Source organism: Formosa sp. A9 (assembly GCF_051200825.1).
GTDB lineage: Bacteria > Bacteroidota > Bacteroidia > Flavobacteriales > Flavobacteriaceae > Formosa.
Map to the genome: position 1 here is coordinate 1297501 of NZ_CP195158.1, position 21479 is coordinate 1318979.

14 protein-coding genes are annotated in these 21479 nt (G+C 35.7%); 9 read left to right on the forward strand and 5 right to left on the reverse strand.

The features are described from left to right. Positions 1 to 394: 394 nt before the first annotated feature. The gene (gene gldJ, locus ACR9EA_RS05705) at positions 395 to 2065 is read right to left on the reverse strand and encodes a gliding motility lipoprotein GldJ (protein WP_435138610.1); all 1671 of its coding nucleotides are present in this window, start codon (positions 2063 to 2065) and stop codon (positions 395 to 397) included. A gap of 261 nt (positions 2066 to 2326) precedes the next feature. Between gldJ and porU the strand changes: the two genes are divergently transcribed. From porU to ctlX, 8 genes are all read left to right on the forward strand, one after another. Further along, the gene (gene porU / locus ACR9EA_RS05710) at positions 2327 to 6211 is read left to right on the forward strand and encodes a type IX secretion system sortase PorU (protein WP_435138612.1); all 3885 of its coding nucleotides are present in this window, start codon (positions 2327 to 2329) and stop codon (positions 6209 to 6211) included. A 33-nt stretch (positions 6212 to 6244) separates the two neighbouring features. After that, positions 6245 to 7492 (forward strand): type IX secretion system outer membrane channel protein PorV, encoded by a 1248-nt coding sequence (porV, locus tag ACR9EA_RS05715; RefSeq protein WP_435138614.1) that lies wholly within the window; start codon positions 6245 to 6247, stop codon positions 7490 to 7492. A gap of 107 nt (positions 7493 to 7599) precedes the next feature. Further along, positions 7600 to 8082 carry a cytidine deaminase gene (cdd, locus tag ACR9EA_RS05720; RefSeq protein WP_435138616.1) on the forward strand — a complete coding sequence of 161 codons (483 nt, stop codon included), beginning with the start codon at positions 7600 to 7602 and terminating at the stop codon, positions 8080 to 8082. 89 nt (positions 8083 to 8171) lie between these two features. Then, entirely contained in the window at positions 8172 to 9170 is a 999-nt protein-coding gene (gene pdhA, locus ACR9EA_RS05725; RefSeq protein ID WP_435138618.1) for a pyruvate dehydrogenase (acetyl-transferring) E1 component subunit alpha, read from the forward strand. 3 nt (positions 9171 to 9173) lie between these two features. Continuing rightward, positions 9174 to 10811, forward strand: a complete 1638-nt coding sequence (locus ACR9EA_RS05730; protein ID WP_435138620.1) for a pyruvate dehydrogenase complex dihydrolipoamide acetyltransferase — start codon at positions 9174 to 9176, stop codon at positions 10809 to 10811. Between the two features lie 117 nt (positions 10812 to 10928). Beyond that, positions 10929 to 11609, forward strand: a complete 681-nt coding sequence (locus ACR9EA_RS05735) for an SDR family NAD(P)-dependent oxidoreductase (protein WP_435138622.1) — start codon at positions 10929 to 10931, stop codon at positions 11607 to 11609. Positions 11610 to 11614: 5 nt separating this feature from the next. After that, positions 11615 to 12262 (forward strand): HAD family hydrolase, encoded by a 648-nt coding sequence (locus ACR9EA_RS05740; RefSeq protein ID WP_435138624.1) that lies wholly within the window; start codon positions 11615 to 11617, stop codon positions 12260 to 12262. A 59-nt stretch (positions 12263 to 12321) separates the two neighbouring features. After that, the gene (gene ctlX / locus ACR9EA_RS05745) at positions 12322 to 13257 is read left to right on the forward strand and encodes a citrulline utilization hydrolase CtlX (RefSeq protein WP_435138626.1); all 936 of its coding nucleotides are present in this window, start codon (positions 12322 to 12324) and stop codon (positions 13255 to 13257) included. A gap of 9 nt (positions 13258 to 13266) precedes the next feature. Here ctlX and ACR9EA_RS05750 read toward each other — a convergent pair whose 3' ends face one another. Then, positions 13267 to 15309, reverse strand: a complete 2043-nt coding sequence (locus tag ACR9EA_RS05750) for a tetratricopeptide repeat-containing sensor histidine kinase (protein ID WP_435138628.1) — start codon at positions 15307 to 15309, stop codon at positions 13267 to 13269. 474 nt (positions 15310 to 15783) lie between these two features. On the opposite strand from ACR9EA_RS05750, the gene argS reads away from it, so the two are divergent. Beyond that, positions 15784 to 17562 carry an arginine--tRNA ligase gene (gene argS / locus ACR9EA_RS05755; RefSeq protein WP_435138630.1) on the forward strand — a complete coding sequence of 593 codons (1779 nt, stop codon included), beginning with the start codon at positions 15784 to 15786 and terminating at the stop codon, positions 17560 to 17562. A 51-nt stretch (positions 17563 to 17613) separates the two neighbouring features. On the opposite strand, the gene ACR9EA_RS05760 is transcribed toward argS, so the two are convergent. The 3 genes from ACR9EA_RS05760 to ACR9EA_RS05770 form a co-directional block, all read right to left on the reverse strand. Then, a complete protein-coding gene (locus tag ACR9EA_RS05760; RefSeq protein WP_435138632.1) occupies positions 17614 to 18663 on the reverse strand; it encodes a DUF481 domain-containing protein in 1050 nt (349 codons plus the stop codon). Between the two features lie 145 nt (positions 18664 to 18808). Further along, entirely contained in the window at positions 18809 to 20389 is a 1581-nt protein-coding gene (locus tag ACR9EA_RS05765; RefSeq protein ID WP_435138634.1) for a DHA2 family efflux MFS transporter permease subunit, read from the reverse strand. A 3-nt stretch (positions 20390 to 20392) separates the two neighbouring features. Beyond that, positions 20393 to 21475 (reverse strand): HlyD family secretion protein, encoded by a 1083-nt coding sequence (locus ACR9EA_RS05770; RefSeq protein WP_435138636.1) that lies wholly within the window; start codon positions 21473 to 21475, stop codon positions 20393 to 20395. Positions 21476 to 21479 lie beyond the last annotated feature (4 nt).

Consider the following 21479-nt stretch of genomic DNA (forward strand, 5'->3'; position numbering starts at 1 on the left):
ACACATTATGAACAAAGCTTTAAATTTTCGTTATATGCCACAATGTGTGTTTCTTGAAGCAGGCTATTACATGTACCTGCTGTTATGGTGTTTATTTATTTGGGTTACTTTCGTTAGATTAAGTGATTATTTTTAGTAAAGTTGTTTAGTATATAAATACAATACAATTTGATATTTCGGTTTTTAGTAGACTCATGTATTTTCTACAGAAATAAATGACACCTTATTATAGATTTAATTTTTATAATCTACATCTGCTTTATTTATTAAGATATTTAATCTTAATAAATAATAAAATATGTCAAGTAAAATGCTCTAAATTGATGTATATAAAAAAAGGTGTTCTTTTACTATAAGAACACCCCTTTTTTAATTTCGTTTTAGCTACGAACTATTAATGTTTCGTTTTAGCTTTTGTTTTTGTTTTCGAACCTACTCTAGACATAGCACATCTAAATCCAATGTAGTCTGTTGCCATATCTTGTGGGAAATAACGTCTTTGAGCTGGATCTAACCAATACTCTCTATCTCTCCAAGAACCACCTTTATATACACGAACTTCGTCGCTAATTAAAGATGTTTTAGAGTTAGATTTATCGTATTCTCTAATAACATTTCCTGCAGAGTCGGTAGTGACAGTATGCTTAGGAGAATGGTACATCTTGTCGGTCTCAGACTGTGTGCCATCATCGAAAGTTTGCCCAAAATAACGAGAAGAACGTTTATCACCATCTCTAAAGTCGCGGTTATCGCTGGCATCAAAATTGGTTCTTAAATAGGTTTCTTCTTCTGTAATTGGAACTTGTAAAATATCTCCAGGTAAGTTTCTAGCTACAACTTTACCGTTGCTTAAAGTATCGTATACAATATCATCGGTAGTAACAATTTTTACTGTACCATCTTCATTAATTGCATTTTTGGTGTACACGTTACCACGATAGTAGTTAAAGTCGTTAAAATCATCATCTACTATTGGACGGTAAACATCGGCAACCCATTCGGCTACGTTACCAGCCATATCGTATAAACCAAAATCGTTTGGAGGATAAGATTTTACTTCGGCAGTAATATCGGCGTTATCATCAGACCAACCTGCAATTCCGCCGTAATCTCCTTTACCTTGCTTAAAGTTAGCCATTTGGTCTCCTAAAGTTCTACGTTTTCCAGAACGTGTGTATTGTCCGTCCCATGGATATTTTTTACGTCCTCTGTAAACATTGTATTCTCTTAATTCAGACAGGCCTAATGCCGCATACTCCCATTCTGTTTCGGTAGGTAGTCTATAAGAAGGAGTAATGATACCTGTTTCTCGGGTGGCATAAATATTGGTTTCATTTCCTTCGGCATCTGTTCTTACATTGCCTTTTCTTCCTGTTTGTTTAATTTCTTCGTTACCTGCATAAGTTTGCGAAGGCGCATTAATGTAAGTTTCTGTAGTGAAATTAGATTCAGCAGTTACGTCGGAAATGATAGCCTTTCTGTCTACATATCCAGCATCAGCTAAGTTACGCTCGTTAACACGGTCTGTTCTCCATTTCGCATATTCTACAGCTTGTATCCAACTAACACCTACTACTGGGTATTCTGCGTAGGCAGGGTGGCGTAAGTAGTTGTCGGTCATTACTTCGTTATAACCTAATCTGTTTCTCCATACTAACGTATCTGGAAGCGCACCATTGTATATGGCTCTAAAGTTTTCTTCTTGTGGCGGAAATACACGCTTAATGTAATCTAAATATTCAAGGTACATCATATTAGTAACCTCGGTTTCGTCCATATAAAACGATTGTACGTGTTGTTGGGTTGGGGTGTTGTTCCAATCGTGCATGACATCGTCCTGAACTTTTCCTTTAGTAAAGGTTCCCCCTTCTATAAACACTAAACCTGGTGCGGTTTCTTGTTCTTTGTATTGGGTGTTGTATTGGAAACCTCCATCTTTAGAATTTATTTCCCATCCTGTGGCTTTCGAGCTGTTCTTCGAGCCTGAATTTTTACAGCTAATAGCGGCTAAAGCGAGTGTTACTATTAAAACTCCTTTAATTGTTACTACGTTTTTCATATCCATACGTTTAAGTAAGCAAATGTTATTTTTGGTGACGCAATATAAGAATTATACCTTATACTACAAGCGAATTTATAAAATTTGAGTTAAAAAATGTGTATTTCATCCTATTTTTTTTACACTATACCGATGATTTTACCGTTTTTTACCCTCTGATTGCTGTTTTATTAACGACTGTTTTCATAAAATATTATTGTATTTTTGAATCTATTTTTTAATTATTGTTCTGTATACTAACAACCTGTATTAAACGTTATTGCATTAATGAAAAAAACTACAATACTTTTAAGCTTATTATTAGCCTCATTATTAGGCTTTTCTCAGCAAAAACAATTTCAAATACAATGGGATGGCTATCACACTTTTTCTGCGGGCGACTATACTATAGAACTTCCGGCCTTTAATGAAGAATTTTATAATTTCGATACCAATAAAGGATTGACTTTTGTAGCTCAGTGGGCAAGTAACGAAGTTGTAAATGAAGAGTCGGTAACCATAAAACAAGTTACATATGCTTCAATATCTAAATCAGAACTAAAAGGTTTAGACGTAAAATTAATACCAAACTCCTTACAGTATACCTTAAAGAACGCTAAAGCACGAGAGGATTCTTATATTTTTTTAGAATTATCTCCTATTGTAAAAGAGAATAACACATATAAGAAGGTAACGAGTTTTGTTGTAGAATATAAAACAGGAGCACTAAACAGAATGTCTACAGCCAGAAATGCCCAAGGTTTAAGGACAGTAACGAGTTCGATATTAAAATCGGGAGAGTGGTTTCAGTTTTATGTAGATACCACGGGAGTTTACAGATTATCGAAATCGTTTATAGAAAGTTTGGGAGTGAATGTAGAAAATATAAACCCTAAACAGCTTAAAATCTATGGTAATGGTGGACGTATGATTCCGTATGCCAATAGCGCAGATCAAGCTTTCGATGTTGTAGAGAATGCTATTAAAGTTGTTGGTGAAGAAGATGGTAATTTTGATGATGACGATTATATTCTGTTTTATGCCGAAGGACCTAAGGGATTCGATAGCAAAAGCAATACGAATATTAATTGTTATACCGATAGAACATCATATTTTTTACAAGTAAGTTCTGGAGATGGCAAACGAATAGCTCCTTTTTTGCAACCTACAAACGAAGCCGATTATGTAGTAAACACCCACCAACTGTATTTGTTTCATGAATCTGACGATTATAATTTAGGGCATATTGGTAGGCGTTGGTTTGGAGATCGTTTTGATGTCGATCTTCAAAAAACATTCACCTTCGAGGTGCCAGATGTTGTTACTACTGCGTCAATTCCTTTTAAAACTATTGTAGCCTCTACATCCGATAGTCAATCTTTATTTACCGTTAATGTAAACGGTAGCACTTTGGCAAATCTTTCGGTTAATGGTGCTAGCGATCCTAATGCAGCAAATCAAGCTACTTTAAATACCAATATAGAGAGTGCTTTAAGTACTATTAGTGTTAATATTGCTTACGACAAGCGAGGTAATCCAAGTGCTTTAGGCTATATAGATTTTATTTCGTTAGAACCTACAAGAACGTTAAGGTTTTACGGAAAACAATTTGGTTTTTATAATAAAGAGGTAGAAACAAAGCCTGGTGTTGTAGCTTACGAATTGCAAGATGCTAGTAATGTTTCGGAAATATGGCATGTTACAGATAAATACAATGTGACTAATTTTGTAAATAGTGAGGACGCAGCAACTTTAAGATTTAAAAGAAATTCGGGCGTTTTAGAGCAGTTTATAGCCGTATCGCCATCCGATTATTTTAGCCCTTCGCGCGATAGCAATACGCGAATAACCAATCAAGATTTAAAAGGAACTATATTTTTAAACGAATCTGGTCAGTTTCAAGATGTCGATTATATTATTGTTTGTCCATCAAATTTTTACACCCAAGCGCAACGTTTAGCGGCTATTAACGAAACACAATATGGATTACATGTTAAAGTGGTTACTTTAAATGAAATTTATAAAGAATTCAGTACAGGAAATCAGGATATTGGCGCTATCAGGAATTTTGTAAAGTATGTTTACGATAACGCGAGTTCGTCAGATAATCGTTTAAAATATTTGTGTTTGTTTGGAGATGGCTCTTACGATTATAAAGATAGAATATCTAATAACACGAATATTGTACCATCTTGGTATTCGTACGACAGTTTTAGTTTAACAAGCTCTTTTGTATCTGATGATTTTTATGGTATGATGGACGATCATGAAGGCGAAATGACGACTTCCGATAAGTTAGACATTGCTGTAGGCCGCATCTTGGCCGATTCGCCAACGCAGGCCCAAGAAATGGTCGATAAAATAGAACGTTATTATACTGAGGCATCTTACGGAAGCTGGCGTAATAGTGTTGTTATGGTTTCGGATGATGTCGATGAGTCTTGGGAAGTGCTTTTAGAGCAAACTACAGATCAAATTGCCGATAAAATTTCTGAAAATAAGCCATTTTTAAATGTTACTAAAATACATTCAGATGCTTATCAACAAGAATCTTCAGCGGGTGGCGACCGTTATCCAGCAGTAAACGAAGCTATGGTTAACGCTATAGATAATGGTGCTTTGTTGGTTAATTATTTTGGTCATGGCGGTGAAGATGGCTTGGCACACGAACGAATTTTTATGACTACCGATGCACAAGACCTAACAAATGTGTGTAAAATGAATTGTTTTGTAACAGTAACCTGCGAGTATACACGTTTCGACAATCCGTTAAGGCAAACTGCAGGCGAATTCACCTATTGGAATACAGATGGGGGCGCAGTAGGGCTTATAACCACAACACGACAAATTTTTGTAAGTGTAGGTATAACGTTCAATACCGTGTTGAGCGAATATTTATTTGCGTATAATAGTAGTGCAACTTCAGGCGAATACCCTTCGATGGCAGAAGCATTGCGATTAACTAAAACGCATCCTTCAATATCAGGAACCAGTCAGCGGCATTTAGTATTTTTTATTGGCGATCCCGCCATGAAATTGACTTTTCCTAAACCTAATATCAGATTAACAAAAATAAATGGTAGCGATATTGCAACAAATGCAGAGCAGCTTAAAGCGCTATCTAAAGTTACACTTTCGGGAGAAGTTACCGATACAGCTGGAAATATTTTACAAGATTATACAGGGGTGCTAACCTCTACCATTTACGATAAAGAAATAGAACGCACTACTTTAGGTAACGATGGCACAGTGGTTAATGGATCGGTGTATACTATGGATTTTAAAACCTTAGGAGAAATAATTTTTAGAGGCCAAGCTTCGGTTACAAATGGGCAATTTGAATTCGATTTTGTGGTGCCTAAAGATATTGGAGTTCCAGTTGGCTACGGCAAAGTAAGTTTCTATGCCAAATCCGAAAATCCGCTTTTAGACCAAACAGGAGCAAGTGTAAATACAGTAAAAATTGGCGGAATTAACGAGAATGCCGCAGAAGATAATACAGGTCCTGTAATACAATTATATATGAACGACGAAAATTTTGTTACAGGCGGTATCACAAATGAAGCACCATCTTTATTGGTGAAATTAGAAGACGAAAATGGTATTAACACTGCAAGTGGTATTGGGCACGATATTGTAGCTATAATTGATGCAGACGAAACTAATCCTGTAATTTTAAATGATTATTACGAAACCGAATTAGATAATTATCAAAAAGGAACCGCTACGTATCCGTTTAGAGATTTAGAGCCGGGCTTACATACTTTATCTGTAAAAGCGTGGGATGTTTACAATAATTCTTCGGTAGCAGAGTTACAATTTGTAGTATACGATCAAGATCAGCAATTGGTAGTAAATAACGTGTTAAATTACCCAAATCCGTTTGTAAATTACACAGAATTTTGGTTTAACCACAATAGTTCGGACCCTTTAGACGTTTCTATACAAATCTTTACCGTTTCGGGTAAGCTTGTAAGAACCTTAAACGGGCAAACAAATTCGGCAGAATGTTGCAATCAAGGGGCTTCGTCGTTATCTCGAGATATAATCTGGGATGGTAGAGATGATTTTGGAGACAAAATAGGAAAAGGAGTATATGTCTATAAATTAACAGTAAAATCTAATGCCTTAAATAAAACTGTAGAAAAAATAGAGAAACTTGTCATCCTATAATAAAAAATTATATTTGCAAAATAAACTAATTTCATGAAAACAACACTTTTAGCAATTCTATTTGTATTACTCGCTATTAATATTAATGCACAATCAACCACGATTATTCCAAACCCACAAGACTCAAGAGTAATAACAACCGGAATGCCTTTTTTGCTCATCGCTTCCGATGCTAGAGCAGCATCTATGGGAGATATGGGGGTAGCAACTTCGGTAGACGGATTTTCGCAACAGTGGAACTCTTCAAAATATGCATTCTCTACAGCTAAACAAGGTATAGCCTTAAGTTATACACCGTATTTAAGTAGTCTGGTAAACGATATATTTTTAGGTAATGTAGGGTATTACAACAGAATTAACGAGCGTAGTGCTTTTGCAGCTAGTTTTAGATATTTTTCGTTAGGTGATATTGCCTTTGTTGAAAACGAATTTGCAGAAGAATTAATACAACGTCCTAACGAATTGGCTTTAGATGCCTCTTATGCCTTAAAACTTAGCGATCAGTACTCAATGTCTGTAGCAATGCGTTATATGCGTTCAGATTTAAGAATTCAAGGTGTTGATGCCGATCCCGAAGCAGCTAGTACTTTTGGGGTAGATATTAGTGGATATTATCAAAGTGAAGAAGAAGCCTATAACGATTTTAATGGCCGTTGGAGAGGTGGATTTGCCATTCAAAACATAGGTCCAAAATTTAAGTACGATGAAGGTGGAGTAGAAAACTTTCAACCAACAACATTACGTTTAGGTGGAGGTTTCGATTTTATTTTCGATCAATACAATAAATTATCGGTAACAGCCGAAGTTACAAAGCTTTTAGTACCAACCCCACCAATTTACGGAACCGAATTCGAATATGAAGATCTAAACGGTAATGGCCAATACGATGAAGATATAGATGAATTAGGAGAACAATTATCGGCAACAAACGGAATTATTTACGATGGTAAAGACCCAGATGTTAGTTTCTTATCAGGAATGTTTCAATCTTGGGGAGATGCTCCAGGAGGATTTAAAGAAGAAATGCAAGAATTTACTTGGGCTTTAGGTGCAGAGTATATGTATCAAGAATCGTTTGGATTCAGAGCAGGATATTTTCATGAAGCCGAAGATAAAGGAGCACGTCAGTTCTTTGCTTTAGGAGCAGGGTTTAAATACAATGTTATTAATATAGATTTATCGTATTTATTCTCTACATCAAAAGTTCAAAGTCCTTTAGAAAACACATTACGTTTTTCGCTTACCTTTAATTTAGGAGAAGGAACTTACGTAGAGTATTAATTTCTACTTTAAAATACAATAAAACAAAAAACTATTGCCAAAAGCAATAGTTTTTTGTTTTAATAAGTTTCTTATCTTTAATATATAAGCTATTTAAAGATGTTTTAATGAAAGAGTTAAAAATAGAAACCACATTTTTTGTTTACGATACTATAGAAGCGTTGCCAGAACAAATACAAAAATTAATGCATAAAGCTGGCAAGGCTCGACTAAAAGCCTATGCACCGTATTCTCAATTTTTAGTTGGGGCAGCATTACTCTTAGACAATGGTAAGGTGGTTACAGGCAGTAACCAAGAAAATGCGTCTTATCCTTCGGGTTTATGCGCGGAGCGCACAGCAATATATTATGCCGGAGCGCAATATCCAGATGCTAAAATTGTTAGTATGGCATTAACAGCCGGATCGCTAAAAAATACAACCAAGCAACCCATACCACCTTGCGGGGCTTGCAGACAGGCCATTTCGGAATACGAAGTAAAACAGCAACAACCCATTGAAATTTACTTTATGGGAGAAACAGGAAAAGTGATAAAATCAGAATCCTTAAAAAATTTATTGCCTTTAGTATTCGAAAAAACTGTTTTGTAAATTTTTTTGTTAATTTTTACCATAATCGACTTTTTCGTTAATGTGTAAAGTGTTACTTTTGTTACTCGTTTTTTAAAATAGCGTTACTCATGCAAAAAGTCACAAAGGAAACATACATTAAATGGTATGAAGACATGTTATTCTGGAGAAAGTTTGAAGATAAACTAGCTGCAGTATACATTCAACAAAAAGTAAGAGGATTTCTACACTTATACAATGGTCAAGAAGCTGTATTAGCAGGTGCTTTACACGCCATGGATTTAACAAAAGATAAAATGATTACGGCTTACCGTAATCACGTGCAACCAATAGGAATGGGTGTAGACCCACGTCGCGTTATGGCAGAACTATATGGTAAAGCTACCGGAACTTCTCAAGGTTTAGGTGGTTCTATGCACATTTTCTCTAAAGAACACCGTTTTTATGGTGGTCATGGTATTGTTGGTGGTCAAATCCCTTTAGGTGCAGGTATGGCCTTTGGAGATAAATATCATGGTAGCGATGCTGTTACATTATGTTGTTTTGGTGATGGCGCAGCCCGTCAAGGATCGTTACACGAAACGTTCAACTTAGCCATGTTATGGAAGTTGCCAGTAATTTTTGTTTGCGAAAACAACGGTTATGCTATGGGTACTTCTGTAGCACGTACAGCAAACCATACCGATGTATGGAAACTAGGTTTAGGCTACGAAATGCCATGTGGGCCAGTAGATGGAATGAACCCTGTAAAAGTTGCAGAAGCGTTCGATGAAGCTATTCAAAGAGCACGTCGCGGTGATGGACCAACATTCTTAGAATTAAAAACATACAGATATAGAGGGCATTCCATGAGTGATGCACAGCATTATCGTACTAAAGAAGAAGTAGAAGAATACAAGAAAATAGATCCAATTACACAAGTAAAGGATATTATTCTTAAAAAGAAATACGCTACAGAAGCCGATATCAAGAAAATTGATAAACGCGTAAAAGATTTAGTAAGCGAGTGCGAAAAATTTGCAGAAGAATCTCCATTCCCAGATAAGAACGTAATGTACGACGTTGTTTACGAACAAGAAGACTATCCATTTTTACAACATAAATTATAAGTTATGGCCGAAATTATTACAATGCCGCGTTTAAGCGATACTATGGAAGAAGGTACCGTTGCAACGTGGTTAAAAAAAGTAGGAGATAAAGTGTCGGAAGGCGATATCCTAGCCGAAATTGAAACAGATAAAGCTACAATGGAGTTCGAATCTTTCCATGAAGGAACCTTATTACATATAGGTGTTCAAGAAGGAGAAACAACTAAAGTAGACGAGTTGTTAGCGGTTATTGGTGAAGAAGGCGAAGACATATCTGGTATTTTAAATGGTGGAGGAGCATCAAGTGAAGCTCCAAAAGAAGAAGCTAAAGCAGAAACTGCTGATGATAATGAAGCAGCTAAAGAAGAAGCTTCTACAGTATCGGCAGATATTCCAGAAGGTGTGGCAGTGGTAACTATGCCACGTTTAAGCGATACCATGGAAGAAGGTACAGTGGCAACATGGTTGAAAAAAGAAGGAGATACTGTAGAGGAAGGTGATATTTTAGCCGAAATAGAAACAGATAAAGCTACAATGGAATTCGAATCTTTTAATGCGGGTACTTTATTGTATGTAGGCTTAAAAGAAGGCGAGTCGGCAAAAGTAGATTCTTTATTAGCAATTATAGGACCTGCCGGTACAGATGTATCAGGTGTGGTTAGTAATTTTGGTTCGGCTGCTCCAGCAGCTCCTAAACAAGAGGCTTCAAAATCTGAAGCACCTAAGGAAGCTCCAAAAGCAGAAGCTAAAGAGGCTCCAAAAACTACAGCAACTAAACCAGCAACGAGTACTACTGATGGTGGACGATTATTTGTATCGCCATTAGCTAAAAAGATAGCCGAAGAAAAAGGCATCAATTTATCGCAAGTTAAAGGTTCTGGCGAAAACGGACGCATCGTAAAACGCGATATAGAAAACTTTACCCCACCAGCTGCAACTACTGCAGCGCCTGCAAGTGCTTCGGTAGCTGCTCAGGGCGTTGAAGATTTTGAAGAGAAATCAAACTCGCAAATGCGTAAGGTTATCGCTAAGCGTTTGTCAGAATCTAAATTTACAGCACCACATTATTATTTAAATGTGGAGTTTGATATGGAGAACGCTATGGCATTCCGTAAGCAAGTAAATGAGATTCCAGATACTAAAATATCATTTAACGATATCGTAGTTAAAGCATGTGCTAAAGCTTTAAAATTACACCCTCAAGTAAATTCGCAGTGGTTTGCAGATAAAATGCGTTTAAACCACCATGTTAATATTGGTGTTGCTGTAGCTGTAGAAGACGGTTTAGTGGTACCTGTGGTTAAATTTGCAGATACGTTAAGTTTACCACAAATTGGAGCTTCAGTTAAAGATTTTGCTGGACGTGCACGTAATAAAAAGTTAACACCAGCAGAAATGGAAGGTAGTACATTTACTATTTCTAATTTAGGTATGTTCGGTATCGAAAGCTTTACGTCTATCATTAATCAACCAAACTCTGCAATTCTATCGGTTGGTGCTATTGTGCAAAAGCCTGTAGTTAAAAACGGAGAAATTGTAGTTGGTCATACCATGAAATTATGTTTGGCTTGCGATCACAGAACTGTAGACGGTGCTACAGGAGCTGAGTTCCTTCAAACCTTAAAAGGATTTATAGAAAATCCATTATCAATGTTAATGTAAGTCATTATTGAGATATATAAAATCCTGCTTTTACGGCAGGATTTTTTGTTTTTACCATAAACTATTAATTAATGATGTTATTAGTTTTATATGAAAATTTTCAAAATATAAAAGAGTATGAAACATGTAATCATTACCGGAACTAGCCGAGGAATTGGTTTAGAACTCGTAAAGTGTTTTGCCGAACAAGGCCATAAGGTATTGGCGCTATCCAGAAATGCAAGTCCAGTTACAGCTTTAAATTTAGAAAATGTACACACGTTTTCTTTCGATTTGAATAATGATAATCACTATAAACAGGTAGAAGAATTTATAAATGAAAACTGGCCTCAAGTAGATGTTTTAATCAATAACGCAGGTTTACTAATTAACAAACCGTTTTCAGAACTTACAACTGCCGATTTTAAAACGATTTATCAGACAAATGTTTTTGGTGTTGCCGAATTAACCCGAATAGTTTTGCCATTTATGAAACAAGGTAGTCATGTGGTTACCATCAGTTCTATGGGAGGTATTCAAGGCAGTATGAAATTTCCTGGTTTAGCGGCTTATAGTTCTAGTAAAGGAGCAGTAATTACCTTATCCGAATTGCTTGCCGAAGAATATAAAGCTTCAGGAATAGCGTTTAATGTACTGGCTTTAGGCGCAGTGCAAACCGAAATGCTGGAAGAAGCTTTTCCTGGTTATGTAGCACCTACCACAGCACAGGCCATGGGGCAATATATATACAATTTTGCATTAACAGGACAAGCGTTTTATAATGGTAAAGTCTTACAAGTATCATCTACAACTCCTTAATGATTATGGGAAAATATAAATGTGTTATTTTTGATTGCGATGGCGTTTTAGTAGATAGCGAAGCCTTGAGTAATGGTGTTTTAGCCGATTTGGCTAACGTGCATGGTGCAAATTTAAATCTCGCTTCTGCCATAAAATTATTTAAAGGTGGTTCTATAGAGGCTTGTATTACCAAAATTGAACACCGTATTGGTAAAAAACTTCCGGAGACTTTTGAAGCAGATTATAGACGTATTAGTTTTGAAAAGTTTAAAACGCAAATGCAGCCTATTGAAGGTATAAAAGCAGTTTTGGATCAATTAGAAATTCCGTTTTGTGTCGCGTCTAGCGGTCCCGAAGAAAAAATTAGATTAAATCTGGGCTTAACAGGCTTGTTGCCACTGTTTGAAGGGCGCATATTTAGTTGCTACACTATAAAAACCTGGAAGCCAGATCCGGCAGTTTTTTTGTGGGCAGCAAAAACTATGGGCTTTACCCCAGATGAATGCTTAGTTATAGAAGATAGTTTTACAGGAGTAACGGCTGCCAAAGCAGGTGGTTTTGATGTGTTTGGATTTACCCAACAAGATGTACATAACGAGTTGGAAGGTCATGCCACTAAAGTTTTCAATGCGATGGATGAGTTATTACCTTTAATACATGCATCTAAATAGGTGTTCAATGCGTTGTTTTTCTATTAAATATATTAATTTCGCAAAAAAGTAATTTTTCCATGCAACAAACAACTAATGCAATTGTTATGATTCGTCCTGTTAATTTTAGGATGAACGAACAAACCGCCGTTAATAATTATTATCAAAAAGTTATTGATGGTATTTTACCAGAAACGGTTAATGCTAAAGCCCAACAAGAATTTGATGCATATGTCGAAAAATTAAAAGCGATAGGGGTACACGTTATTGTAGTAGAAGATACTGCGGAAACCGATACACCCGATTCTATTTTTCCTAATAATTGGATTTCGTTTCATGAAAATGGTACCGTGGCACTGTATCCGATGTTTGCTGAAAACAGACGTTTGGAACGCCGTGAGGATCTTTTAGATATCCTAGAAGAAGAAGGTTTTGTAATACATGACATAATAGATTATACCAGTGCCGAAGACGAAGGTGTATTTTTAGAGGGTACGGGCAGTTTGTTATTAGATCGTGCAAACGGAAAAGCGTATTGTGCTTTGTCGCCAAGAGCTGACGAAGATTTGTTCATAGAATTTTGTGAAGATTTCGATTATTTTCCTGTGTTATTTACAGCCAATCAAACGGTTAATGGAACACGTAAAGCCATATATCATACCAATGTTATGATGTGTTTGGCCGAAAGTTTCGCTGTAATTTGTTTAGACTGTATAGATGATAAAAAAGAACGCAAACAAGTTGTTCAGCATTTAAAAGATAGCGGTAAAGAAATTATAGCTATTACCGAGCAGCAGGTTCAGCATTTTGCAGGTAATATGTTGCAAGTAAAAGGGCATGATAACGAGTTGTTTTTAATCATGAGCACATCGGCATATCAGTCTTTAACAGACAAACAAATAGAAGCTATAAATAAACATTGCAAAATAGTACACAGCTCTTTAGATACTATTGAAGCCTGTGGTGGAGGAAGCGCACGTTGTATGATGGCCGAAGTATTTTTACCTAAGCAATAAAACAAACATTTAATCTATTTTAGTTTTTGGTAATTGCACGTAAAACGTACTGCCCACGTTTACCATACTTTCTACCCAGATTTTACCATGGTTTAAATCTACCAGTTCTTTACAGATAGAAAGGCCTAATCCAGTGCCCTTTTCGTTGTTCGTGCCTCTGGTGGTATACGTGTTGCATTTAAAGAGTTTTTCTAAATTTTCTTTAGGGATGCCTATACCAGTATCTGCTATACTTATTATCGAGTTGCCGTTACTTATTTTATTGGTAATGGTAATCGTATCGCCAGACTTACTAAATTTTATGGCATTTGTTAACAGATTTTGTATGATAATTTCTACCATACTTTGGTCGGCATAAATAAAATCTTTTAACGTGTTATCTATTAGCGTAATGTTTTTCTCGGTGAGTTTGTGTTCTACAAGTTTTAATTTGTCTAGAAATACTTCTCGGATATTAAAAACACTGGCGTTAGGCTCTAAAGATTCCATTTGGGATTTAGACCAGTTTAATAAATTAAATAATAATAAGGAGGCGTTATTGGCATTTTCGCTTAATTCAGGAATTAACTTATCGAATTCTTGTCTGGAGAGCGATCCCTCTTTTAATAAATCTATAAAGCCGTTTATAGAAGTTAACGAATCTTTTAAATCGTGAGATACAATAGAAAATAACCTGTCTTTTACGTGATTTATACTTTCTAAGTGCGCAGACTGTTCTAAAATAGCTTCATTTTGAAGTTCTATCTTTTTGTTTTTAGCTTCGAGTTCGTGGGTGTATTTTAAACGTCTATTTCTATTTAAATAAATAAGCACTAAAAAGGTAGATACTATGGCAAAAGCACCAAATAACGAATAGGTAATAATGCGTAACCGGTTAAATTCATGCTGGCTATCGCCAGACATACCTAAACCGGCATAAGAGGGTTCCACTTCGGTGCGGGCTAATGTATCTTCTTCAATATCGAAGGTGTTTAAAGATTCTATGGTATCTTTTTGTTCCAGGTTGGCTTTAGATTGTGCTAGTTGTAAGCTATCCTTCAACGAAAAATAGTTTTGTTGCCACATAAGGGCGCGCTCAAAATCACGTTGTGTAGAGTCTACAGTTTTTAATAGCCAATAGTTTTTTAAAGCTTCGGTTGTATTGTTGTTTGTTTTTAATAGGGTATAGGCCTCTAACAGTTGTTGTTCTGCAAGATTGGTTTTAAGTAGCTTTAAATTGAGTTCTCCTGTTGCGTTAAGTGTTTCTATTAAAGCGGTGGCGTTTTGGGTTTTTCGGTTTAATTTTAAACTTTGCGCAAGGTACTGTCCTGCTTTCTCGTAAGCTCTATATTGTAAGTATTGGTTGCCCAATTTAGGTAAGATATCTGCAAGTATCGTATCGTTTTCGTTATTATTTAGCTCTAGAATTTTTTCATAATAATCGATCGATTTTCGGTGCTCACGATCTAAATCGTATAACATTGCTAAGTTTTTATAAACCGAAATACGATCTGAAGTGCTACCGAGTTCTTCTTCAATTTTTAAGCGCTTTAAATTATACTCTATCGCTTTGTCGTATTTTTTTTTCGCTAAATAAGCATTAGCTAACCCTGTGTATGTGTCTTTAAGTTCTTTAGTAAGTTGCCTTTGTTCTAACTCTTGTATGGCAGACAGTGTGTGTTCCAAGCCTTTGGTGTAATGCCCTCGGGAAATTTCTATTAGGCCTACATGGTTGTTTATTCTGGCTATGGCTAAAGTATCTTGTAGTAGAGTAAATCTAGACTTCGCTTCGGAAAAATGATTTATGGCATTTAAGTAATCTTCCTTTTTGGTATACATTAAGGCCTTTAAGTAGGCTATTTTTGCAAGACCGGGTTTGTAGTTTAGCTTGGTGGCTAGTTTTTCGGTTTGTCTTATGTATTTTAGGGCTAAATTATAATCTTGCTTTTCGTATAATTCATCTACTAATTTAATAGACATGTTTACCTTAGTCGTGTCTGATTGCTGAAATGCAAGCTGCACAGATAAACTGTCTATAGCTTCGGTTTGACCGAAACTATAAGAAATTGACAAAAGAATAATTAACGTAATTATTAGTCTCATACGGGTACGAGCAACATCTGTACAAACAAGGCTTTAAAAAAAATAAATACTTGTTTATTACAAAATGTATTTTAGTTTGTTAGTTACGTCTTCTCCCTTACAAAGAAGATAGATTAATAGCATTTTACAACGCAAAAGTTATGAAATACTAATAAAAAATCTAATTTCTGCGTTTTAATGCTAATAAATTAGTTAAAATGTTGAATCTTAAATGCTGTCTAAAATACGCTATCGACGAACGGTAAAAAAGTAGGAAAAAGCGTAGGTTTAAGATGTTGAATTTTAAGTAGGTTGGTGTGTGAAAAGTACTGTTTTACAGGTTAGATGAGGTTTAAATGGATTGTAACAATAACGATAAGAAATTTCAATACGGGATGTATAATCTACATGGTTTAATTATACTTTAAAAATAGTATCTTTGCCATCTTAAAAAATCATCGAAAAATGCATTTACAAGATTCCTTAACATTACACGTAAAACAAGCGGTAAAAACAATTTATAACGCCGATTTAGAAACTGTAGAATTTCAAGCGACACGCAAAGAATTTGAAGGCGATATTACTGTAGTTATTTTTCCGATGTTGCGTGTGGTTAAAGGAAACCCTGTACAGATTGGCCAAGCAATAGGAGAGTATTTGGTATCGGCGATAGGTGTTGTAACCGGATTTAATGTGGTAAAAGGCTTTTTAAATATTGTCATATCAGATCAATATTATCAAGATTGGTTTAGCACTGTAAAAAATGATAGCGATTTTGGCTTTAAAACAGCCAATGCCAGCGATAAAGCCATAATGGTTGAATACTCTTCACCAAACACCAATAAACCCTTGCATTTAGGGCATATCAGAAATAATTTATTAGGTTATAGTGTTGCCGAAATTTTAAAGGCGTCAGGCAAAAAAGTGTATAAAACACAAATTATTAACGACCGAGGCATACACATTTGTAAGAGCATGTTAGCCTGGCAGCGGTTTGGAAATGGCGAAACACCAGAATCTACAGGTTTAAAAGGCGATAAACTGGTTGGGAATTATTACGTAAAATTCGATCAGGAATATAAAAAAGAAATTGAAGCACTTATTGCTCAAGGCCTATCTGAAGACGAAGCTAAAAAACAAGCGCCCCTGCTTTTAGAAGCTCAAAATATGTTGTTAAAATGGGAAGCAGGAGATGAAGAAGTCGTAACACTATGGAAAACCATGAACCAATGGGTTTACGACGGATTTGAAGTAACATATAAAAACTTAGGAGTAGATTTTGATTGCTATTATTACGAAAGCGACACGTATTTATTAGGAAAAGAATTTGTAGCCGAAGGTTTAAAAACGGGCGTGTTCTTTAAAAAGGAAGACGGTTCTGTTTGGTGCGATTTAACCGATGAAGGTTTAGACGAAAAATTGGTATTACGTGCCGATGGAACAGCAGTTTACATGACTCAGGATATTGGGACGGCCATACAGCGTATTAAAGATTATCCAGATGTAGGTGGTTTAGTTTATACTGTAGGAAACGAGCAAGATTATCATTTTAAAGTCTTGTTTTTAATCCTGAAGAAATTAGGTTTTGAATGGGCAAAACACCTTTATCATTTAAGTTATGGAATGGTAGATTTACCAAGTGGTAAAATGAAGAGTAGAGAAGGTACCGTTGTAGATGCCGATGATCTGGTATCGGAAATGGCACAAACAGCAGAAGATATTTCGGAAGAGTTAGGAAAACTAGACGGTTACACAGCACAAGAAAAGAAAGCACTTTATGCGACTATTGGTTTAGGTGCTCTTAAATACTATATTTTAAAAGTAGACCCTAAAAAGCGTATTCTGTTCGATCCAAAAGAGTCGATAGACTTTCAAGGCAATACAGGGCCATTTATTCAGTATACTTACGCCAGAATACAATCGATCATCAGAAAAGCTGATTTCGATTTTTCGCAAGCTGTAACTTCAGTACCGTTACACGAAAAAGAAAAAGCATTATTAAAACAGTTACAATTGTTTCCAGAAACCATACAATTGGCTGCAACACAATATTCTCCAGCAATTATAGCCAATTATACTTACGATTTGGTAAAGGAATTCAATTCATTTTATCAAAACGTATCGATTTTAGGAGCTGAGGATTTACAAGAAAAAATCTTTAGAGTACAATTAGCTCAAACAGTGGCGACAACTATTAAAAATGCCTTTAGTTTGTTAGGAATAGCAGTGCCAGAGCGTATGTAACACAGTATGCGAGTTAAAAATCGCTCCTTTTTTATGCAAGAAAACTTGGTGTTAATCCAATTCCCAACCAAACGTGGTTTGGAATACATAATCTGTTCTAGCAGCGCCTTCAACCGGTTTGCTGTCAAAGTTGTGCGTTAAACCTAATTGAATAAAGAAGTCTAAAGGTAAGTCGTATTTAACATTTAAGTTTAAATCGGTTCTTACACGGTCTTTTTCGGTTAAACTAGGGTAAACAACAAATTTAGAGTATAAACTAATGTCGTCGTAATCGAACATATTAAGTTCTAACGACAAAAAGGCTTCTAAACTGTTTTGTGTATTTATTGTAGGGTCTATATAATTTTCGTTCGTCCAAGCCAAACCAGTACCAGTTGCAAAATACACACGATTACTATGCACAAAATATTTACCAATACCACCCTGGGTCGAGGTTCTTAGTTTTAATAGTTGTTCGTCGTTAGACAAAAAGTTAACGTTCGCTAAGGTAAACCAATCGTGTTTTAAAAAATATTTACCTCCAATCCTGGCATCGGTACGGTGCGTTTCATCTACATCGTCTTGGTTACTTCTCACCGAGTTATAACTCCCTGTAACTCCCCATTTATCAGCTGTATAACCAAGATTACTCAGTACAGAAAATTGTGTAAGATTATTGGTTTTTGCAAAATTAAAACCTACAGATAGGCTAGCATCTAACCGAGACAAAAAACCTTCTTCTAGTGCTTTTATATAAACTACATCATTAATAGGAATAGTTATTGGTTTTTGATTATAAACAATCGAAACATTTGTAGAGTCTCCAGGTTTGGTTTCTAACGAGCTGTTAACACGGCGACCATCAGAAAGCGTCATTAAATACATTTGCTGGCTATGAACAATTACAACATCTTTCCAAGAAATTTTAAAATCACTATCGCTATAATCGGTTTCAAAAGTTAATACACCTTTAGACATTTCTTTAATGTCTCCAATAATCTTATCATTGTTTTTTAAAACTAAAGTGTCTTTTTGGGCATAAATGCTGGAGAACGAAATAACTGTAAAAGTACAGAAAAGTAAAAAGGTTTTCCATGATGAAATTGTAGCTGTATTTAGCATAGGCTGGTTGTTTGATTATAACTCAGTTATAAAATGATTGAAAAATATAATACGAAGATAAAAAACTTTCTTAAAAAATAATAAGTCCCCTTTTATCTTGTGAATAGATTAAAAGGGGACAAATATTAATTTTATAATTCATTTGTTAATGTACAGAGCTCATATCTACTTTTCCAGCACCTTTTTTAATTAAAAGTACAAATGGGACACATAGTAGAAAAAGTATACCTAAATATAAAAACACATCCATATACGATAATACGGTAGCTTGTTTCATTACAGACATATCTAAAAGTTCATAGGCCTTTTGTAATGCTTCGTTAAACGAAAATCCTTTACCTATAAACATTTGTTGTAATCCATGAATACGTTCCTGCACATTAAATTTAGTAGGGTCTAAATGCGGAATTAAATCTACACGGTGTTGTTGTGTCCATCTAGAAATCATAGTTGTTATAATAGCAATGCCAAAGGAGCCTCCTAACTGCCTTGTCATTCCTGTAAATGCAGCCCCATCACCTATATCTTTTCCTACTAGGGTAGAGAGCGATAAAGTTGTAATGGGCACAAATAGTAAACCAAGCCCAATACCGCGTACTACAAGTGGCCAGAAAAAATGCTCAACTCCTGTGTTTGGTGTCATATCTAAGTACATCCATAGGCTGTAAACAAAGAAAATGCTAAACCCCGCTGTTACTAAGTATTTTTGGGGCACACCTTTTTGAAGCATTTTACCAATTATGGGCATCATTAAACCAGTTGTAATAGAGCTGGGTATTAGTAATAAACCAGCATCGGTAGCTGTAAATCCTAAAATAGATTGTGTGTAGATGGGTATTATAAATGTCGAGCCATACAAACCAAACCCTAAAATGAAAGTCATAATAGTACCTATACGTAAATTCCCATCCTTTAAAACCTTTAAGTTAACTATGGGGTGTTTGTATGTTAATTCTCTCCAAATGAATAAAATTAAACCGAAAACAGAAGTTATGCTTAAGGTTGTAATTAAACCATTGTCAAACCAATCGTCCTGTTGACCATGCTCTAAGACAAATTGAAGCGAACCAATAAACGTAGCTAAAAGAATAATGCCCCACCAATCTACTTGGTTGGCTTTTAACTTTTCGCCATATTTTGGACTCTTAACAAATAGTATGGTTAAAAAGGTCGCTATTATGCCTAACGGAATATTAATGTAAAAGATATATGGCCAAGAAAAATTATCTACTAAATAACCGCCAAGTGGTGGTCCTAAAGTAGGGCCTACAATAACCCCCATACCATAAATAGCTTGGGCCATTCCGCGCTTTTCTATGGGATAGCTTTCGGTAATAATGGTTTGGGCTGTAACTAAAAGTGCTCCGCCACCAAGGCCCTGAATAAACCTGAATATAACCAGTTCCCAAATATTTGTGGCGTTACCACATAAAAACGAGGCTGCTGTAAAAATAATAATAGATGCCGCAAAATAATTGCGTCTGCCAAATTGTTTAGACAACCAGCTAGTCATTGGTATTACAATTACATTAGCAATGGCATAGGCGGTAATAACCCAAGCAACATCGGTTAAGGTGGCTCCCAAACTTCCTTTCATATCGTTTAGAGCCACGTTTACTATAGTGGTATCTATTATTTCCAAAAGGGCACATAACACTGCGGTTATGGTTATAATGACCCGTCTGAATCCATATTCCACTAAATTATTTTCGTCTGATTGCTGCATAATTTATTTTAGATGCACATCTATTAAAACGTTCATTCCTGAACGTAACTTTTTAAATGCTTCTGAATTTTTTTGAGAAGTAAAATCTATTTTTACTGGTAAACGTTGAATGGTTTTTACAAAGTTTCCTGTGGCATTATCTGGAGGTAACAACGAAAATTTAGAACCTGTTGCTGGCGAAAAATTACTGACTACACCTTCAAACTCTGTGTCTGGATAGGCATCAACTTTAATTCCTACTTTCTGTCCAACTTTCATTTTAGATAATTGAGTTTCTTTAAAATTAGCAATTACCCATTTGTCTTGTGTGTTTACCAAATAAAACAACGATTGCCCAGGCTGAACGAATTGTCCTGATTGAATTCTTACAGAAGATAGCTGTCCGTCTATAGGCGCCGTTACAAAAGTATAGTTTACATCTAATAAAGCTTTGTTTAATGCGGCTTGGGCTACTTTTAATTTGGCTTCGGCAACTGTAACTTGTTTTTGCGAAATTAAGGTTTGATTGGCAGCTGCATGACTTTGGCTAGTACTGGCTTGTTCTTGTTGTTGTAAAATTTCCATCTGTTTTTCGGCTTCTTGTTTGGCCGCCAAGGCCTGCTCGTATTGTTGCGTGGTTATGGAATGATTTTTATAAAGATTTTCGTATCGTTGAAAATCGTTTTGTGCACGCCATAATCTTATTTTAGCTGTTTCTATGTTCACTAAGGCCGAGTTCGCTTGGGCATTAGCGGCATTAGACGATGCTTTATAAGACCCTATACTAGCCTCCGAAACAGCTAAGCCACTTTCTGCTGCTGCAACGTTTGCTTGGGCTTGCTCTAACTGGATAATATAGTCGGAGTTATCTATAATAAACAAAGTATCTCCTTTTTTTACAGTTTGATTGTCTTCTACCAAAACCCGTTCTATATAACCACCAACATGCGGAATAATAGGTGTCATGTTTGCTTCAATCTGTGCATCGTCTGTTTCTTCGTGCGAGAGCGAGTGTATAAACTTGTAAGTACCGTACACTAGACCTATACCTACTAAAACAGCAATTATGATGATAAATTTTGTATTGGTTTTCTTTTTCTGTTCCATCGTT

Coding starts and splice junctions, on each gene's coding strand:
- gldJ (WP_435138610.1), bottom strand. CDS start 2,065: ATGGATATGAAAAACGTAGTAACAATTAAAGGAGTTTTAATAGTAACA.
- porU (WP_435138612.1), top strand. CDS start 2,327: ATGAAAAAAACTACAATACTTTTAAGCTTATTATTAGCCTCATTATTA.
- porV (WP_435138614.1), top strand. CDS start 6,245: ATGAAAACAACACTTTTAGCAATTCTATTTGTATTACTCGCTATTAAT.
- cdd (WP_435138616.1), top strand. CDS start 7,600: ATGAAAGAGTTAAAAATAGAAACCACATTTTTTGTTTACGATACTATA.
- pdhA (WP_435138618.1), top strand. CDS start 8,172: ATGCAAAAAGTCACAAAGGAAACATACATTAAATGGTATGAAGACATG.
- ACR9EA_RS05730 (WP_435138620.1), top strand. CDS start 9,174: ATGGCCGAAATTATTACAATGCCGCGTTTAAGCGATACTATGGAAGAA.
- ACR9EA_RS05735 (WP_435138622.1), top strand. CDS start 10,929: ATGAAACATGTAATCATTACCGGAACTAGCCGAGGAATTGGTTTAGAA.
- ACR9EA_RS05740 (WP_435138624.1), top strand. CDS start 11,615: ATGGGAAAATATAAATGTGTTATTTTTGATTGCGATGGCGTTTTAGTA.
- ctlX (WP_435138626.1), top strand. CDS start 12,322: ATGCAACAAACAACTAATGCAATTGTTATGATTCGTCCTGTTAATTTT.
- argS (WP_435138630.1), top strand. CDS start 15,784: ATGCATTTACAAGATTCCTTAACATTACACGTAAAACAAGCGGTAAAA.
- ACR9EA_RS05760 (WP_435138632.1), bottom strand. CDS start 18,663: ATGCTAAATACAGCTACAATTTCATCATGGAAAACCTTTTTACTTTTC.
- ACR9EA_RS05765 (WP_435138634.1), bottom strand. CDS start 20,389: ATGCAGCAATCAGACGAAAATAATTTAGTGGAATATGGATTCAGACGG.
- ACR9EA_RS05770 (WP_435138636.1), bottom strand. CDS start 21,475: ATGGAACAGAAAAAGAAAACCAATACAAAATTTATCATCATAATTGCT.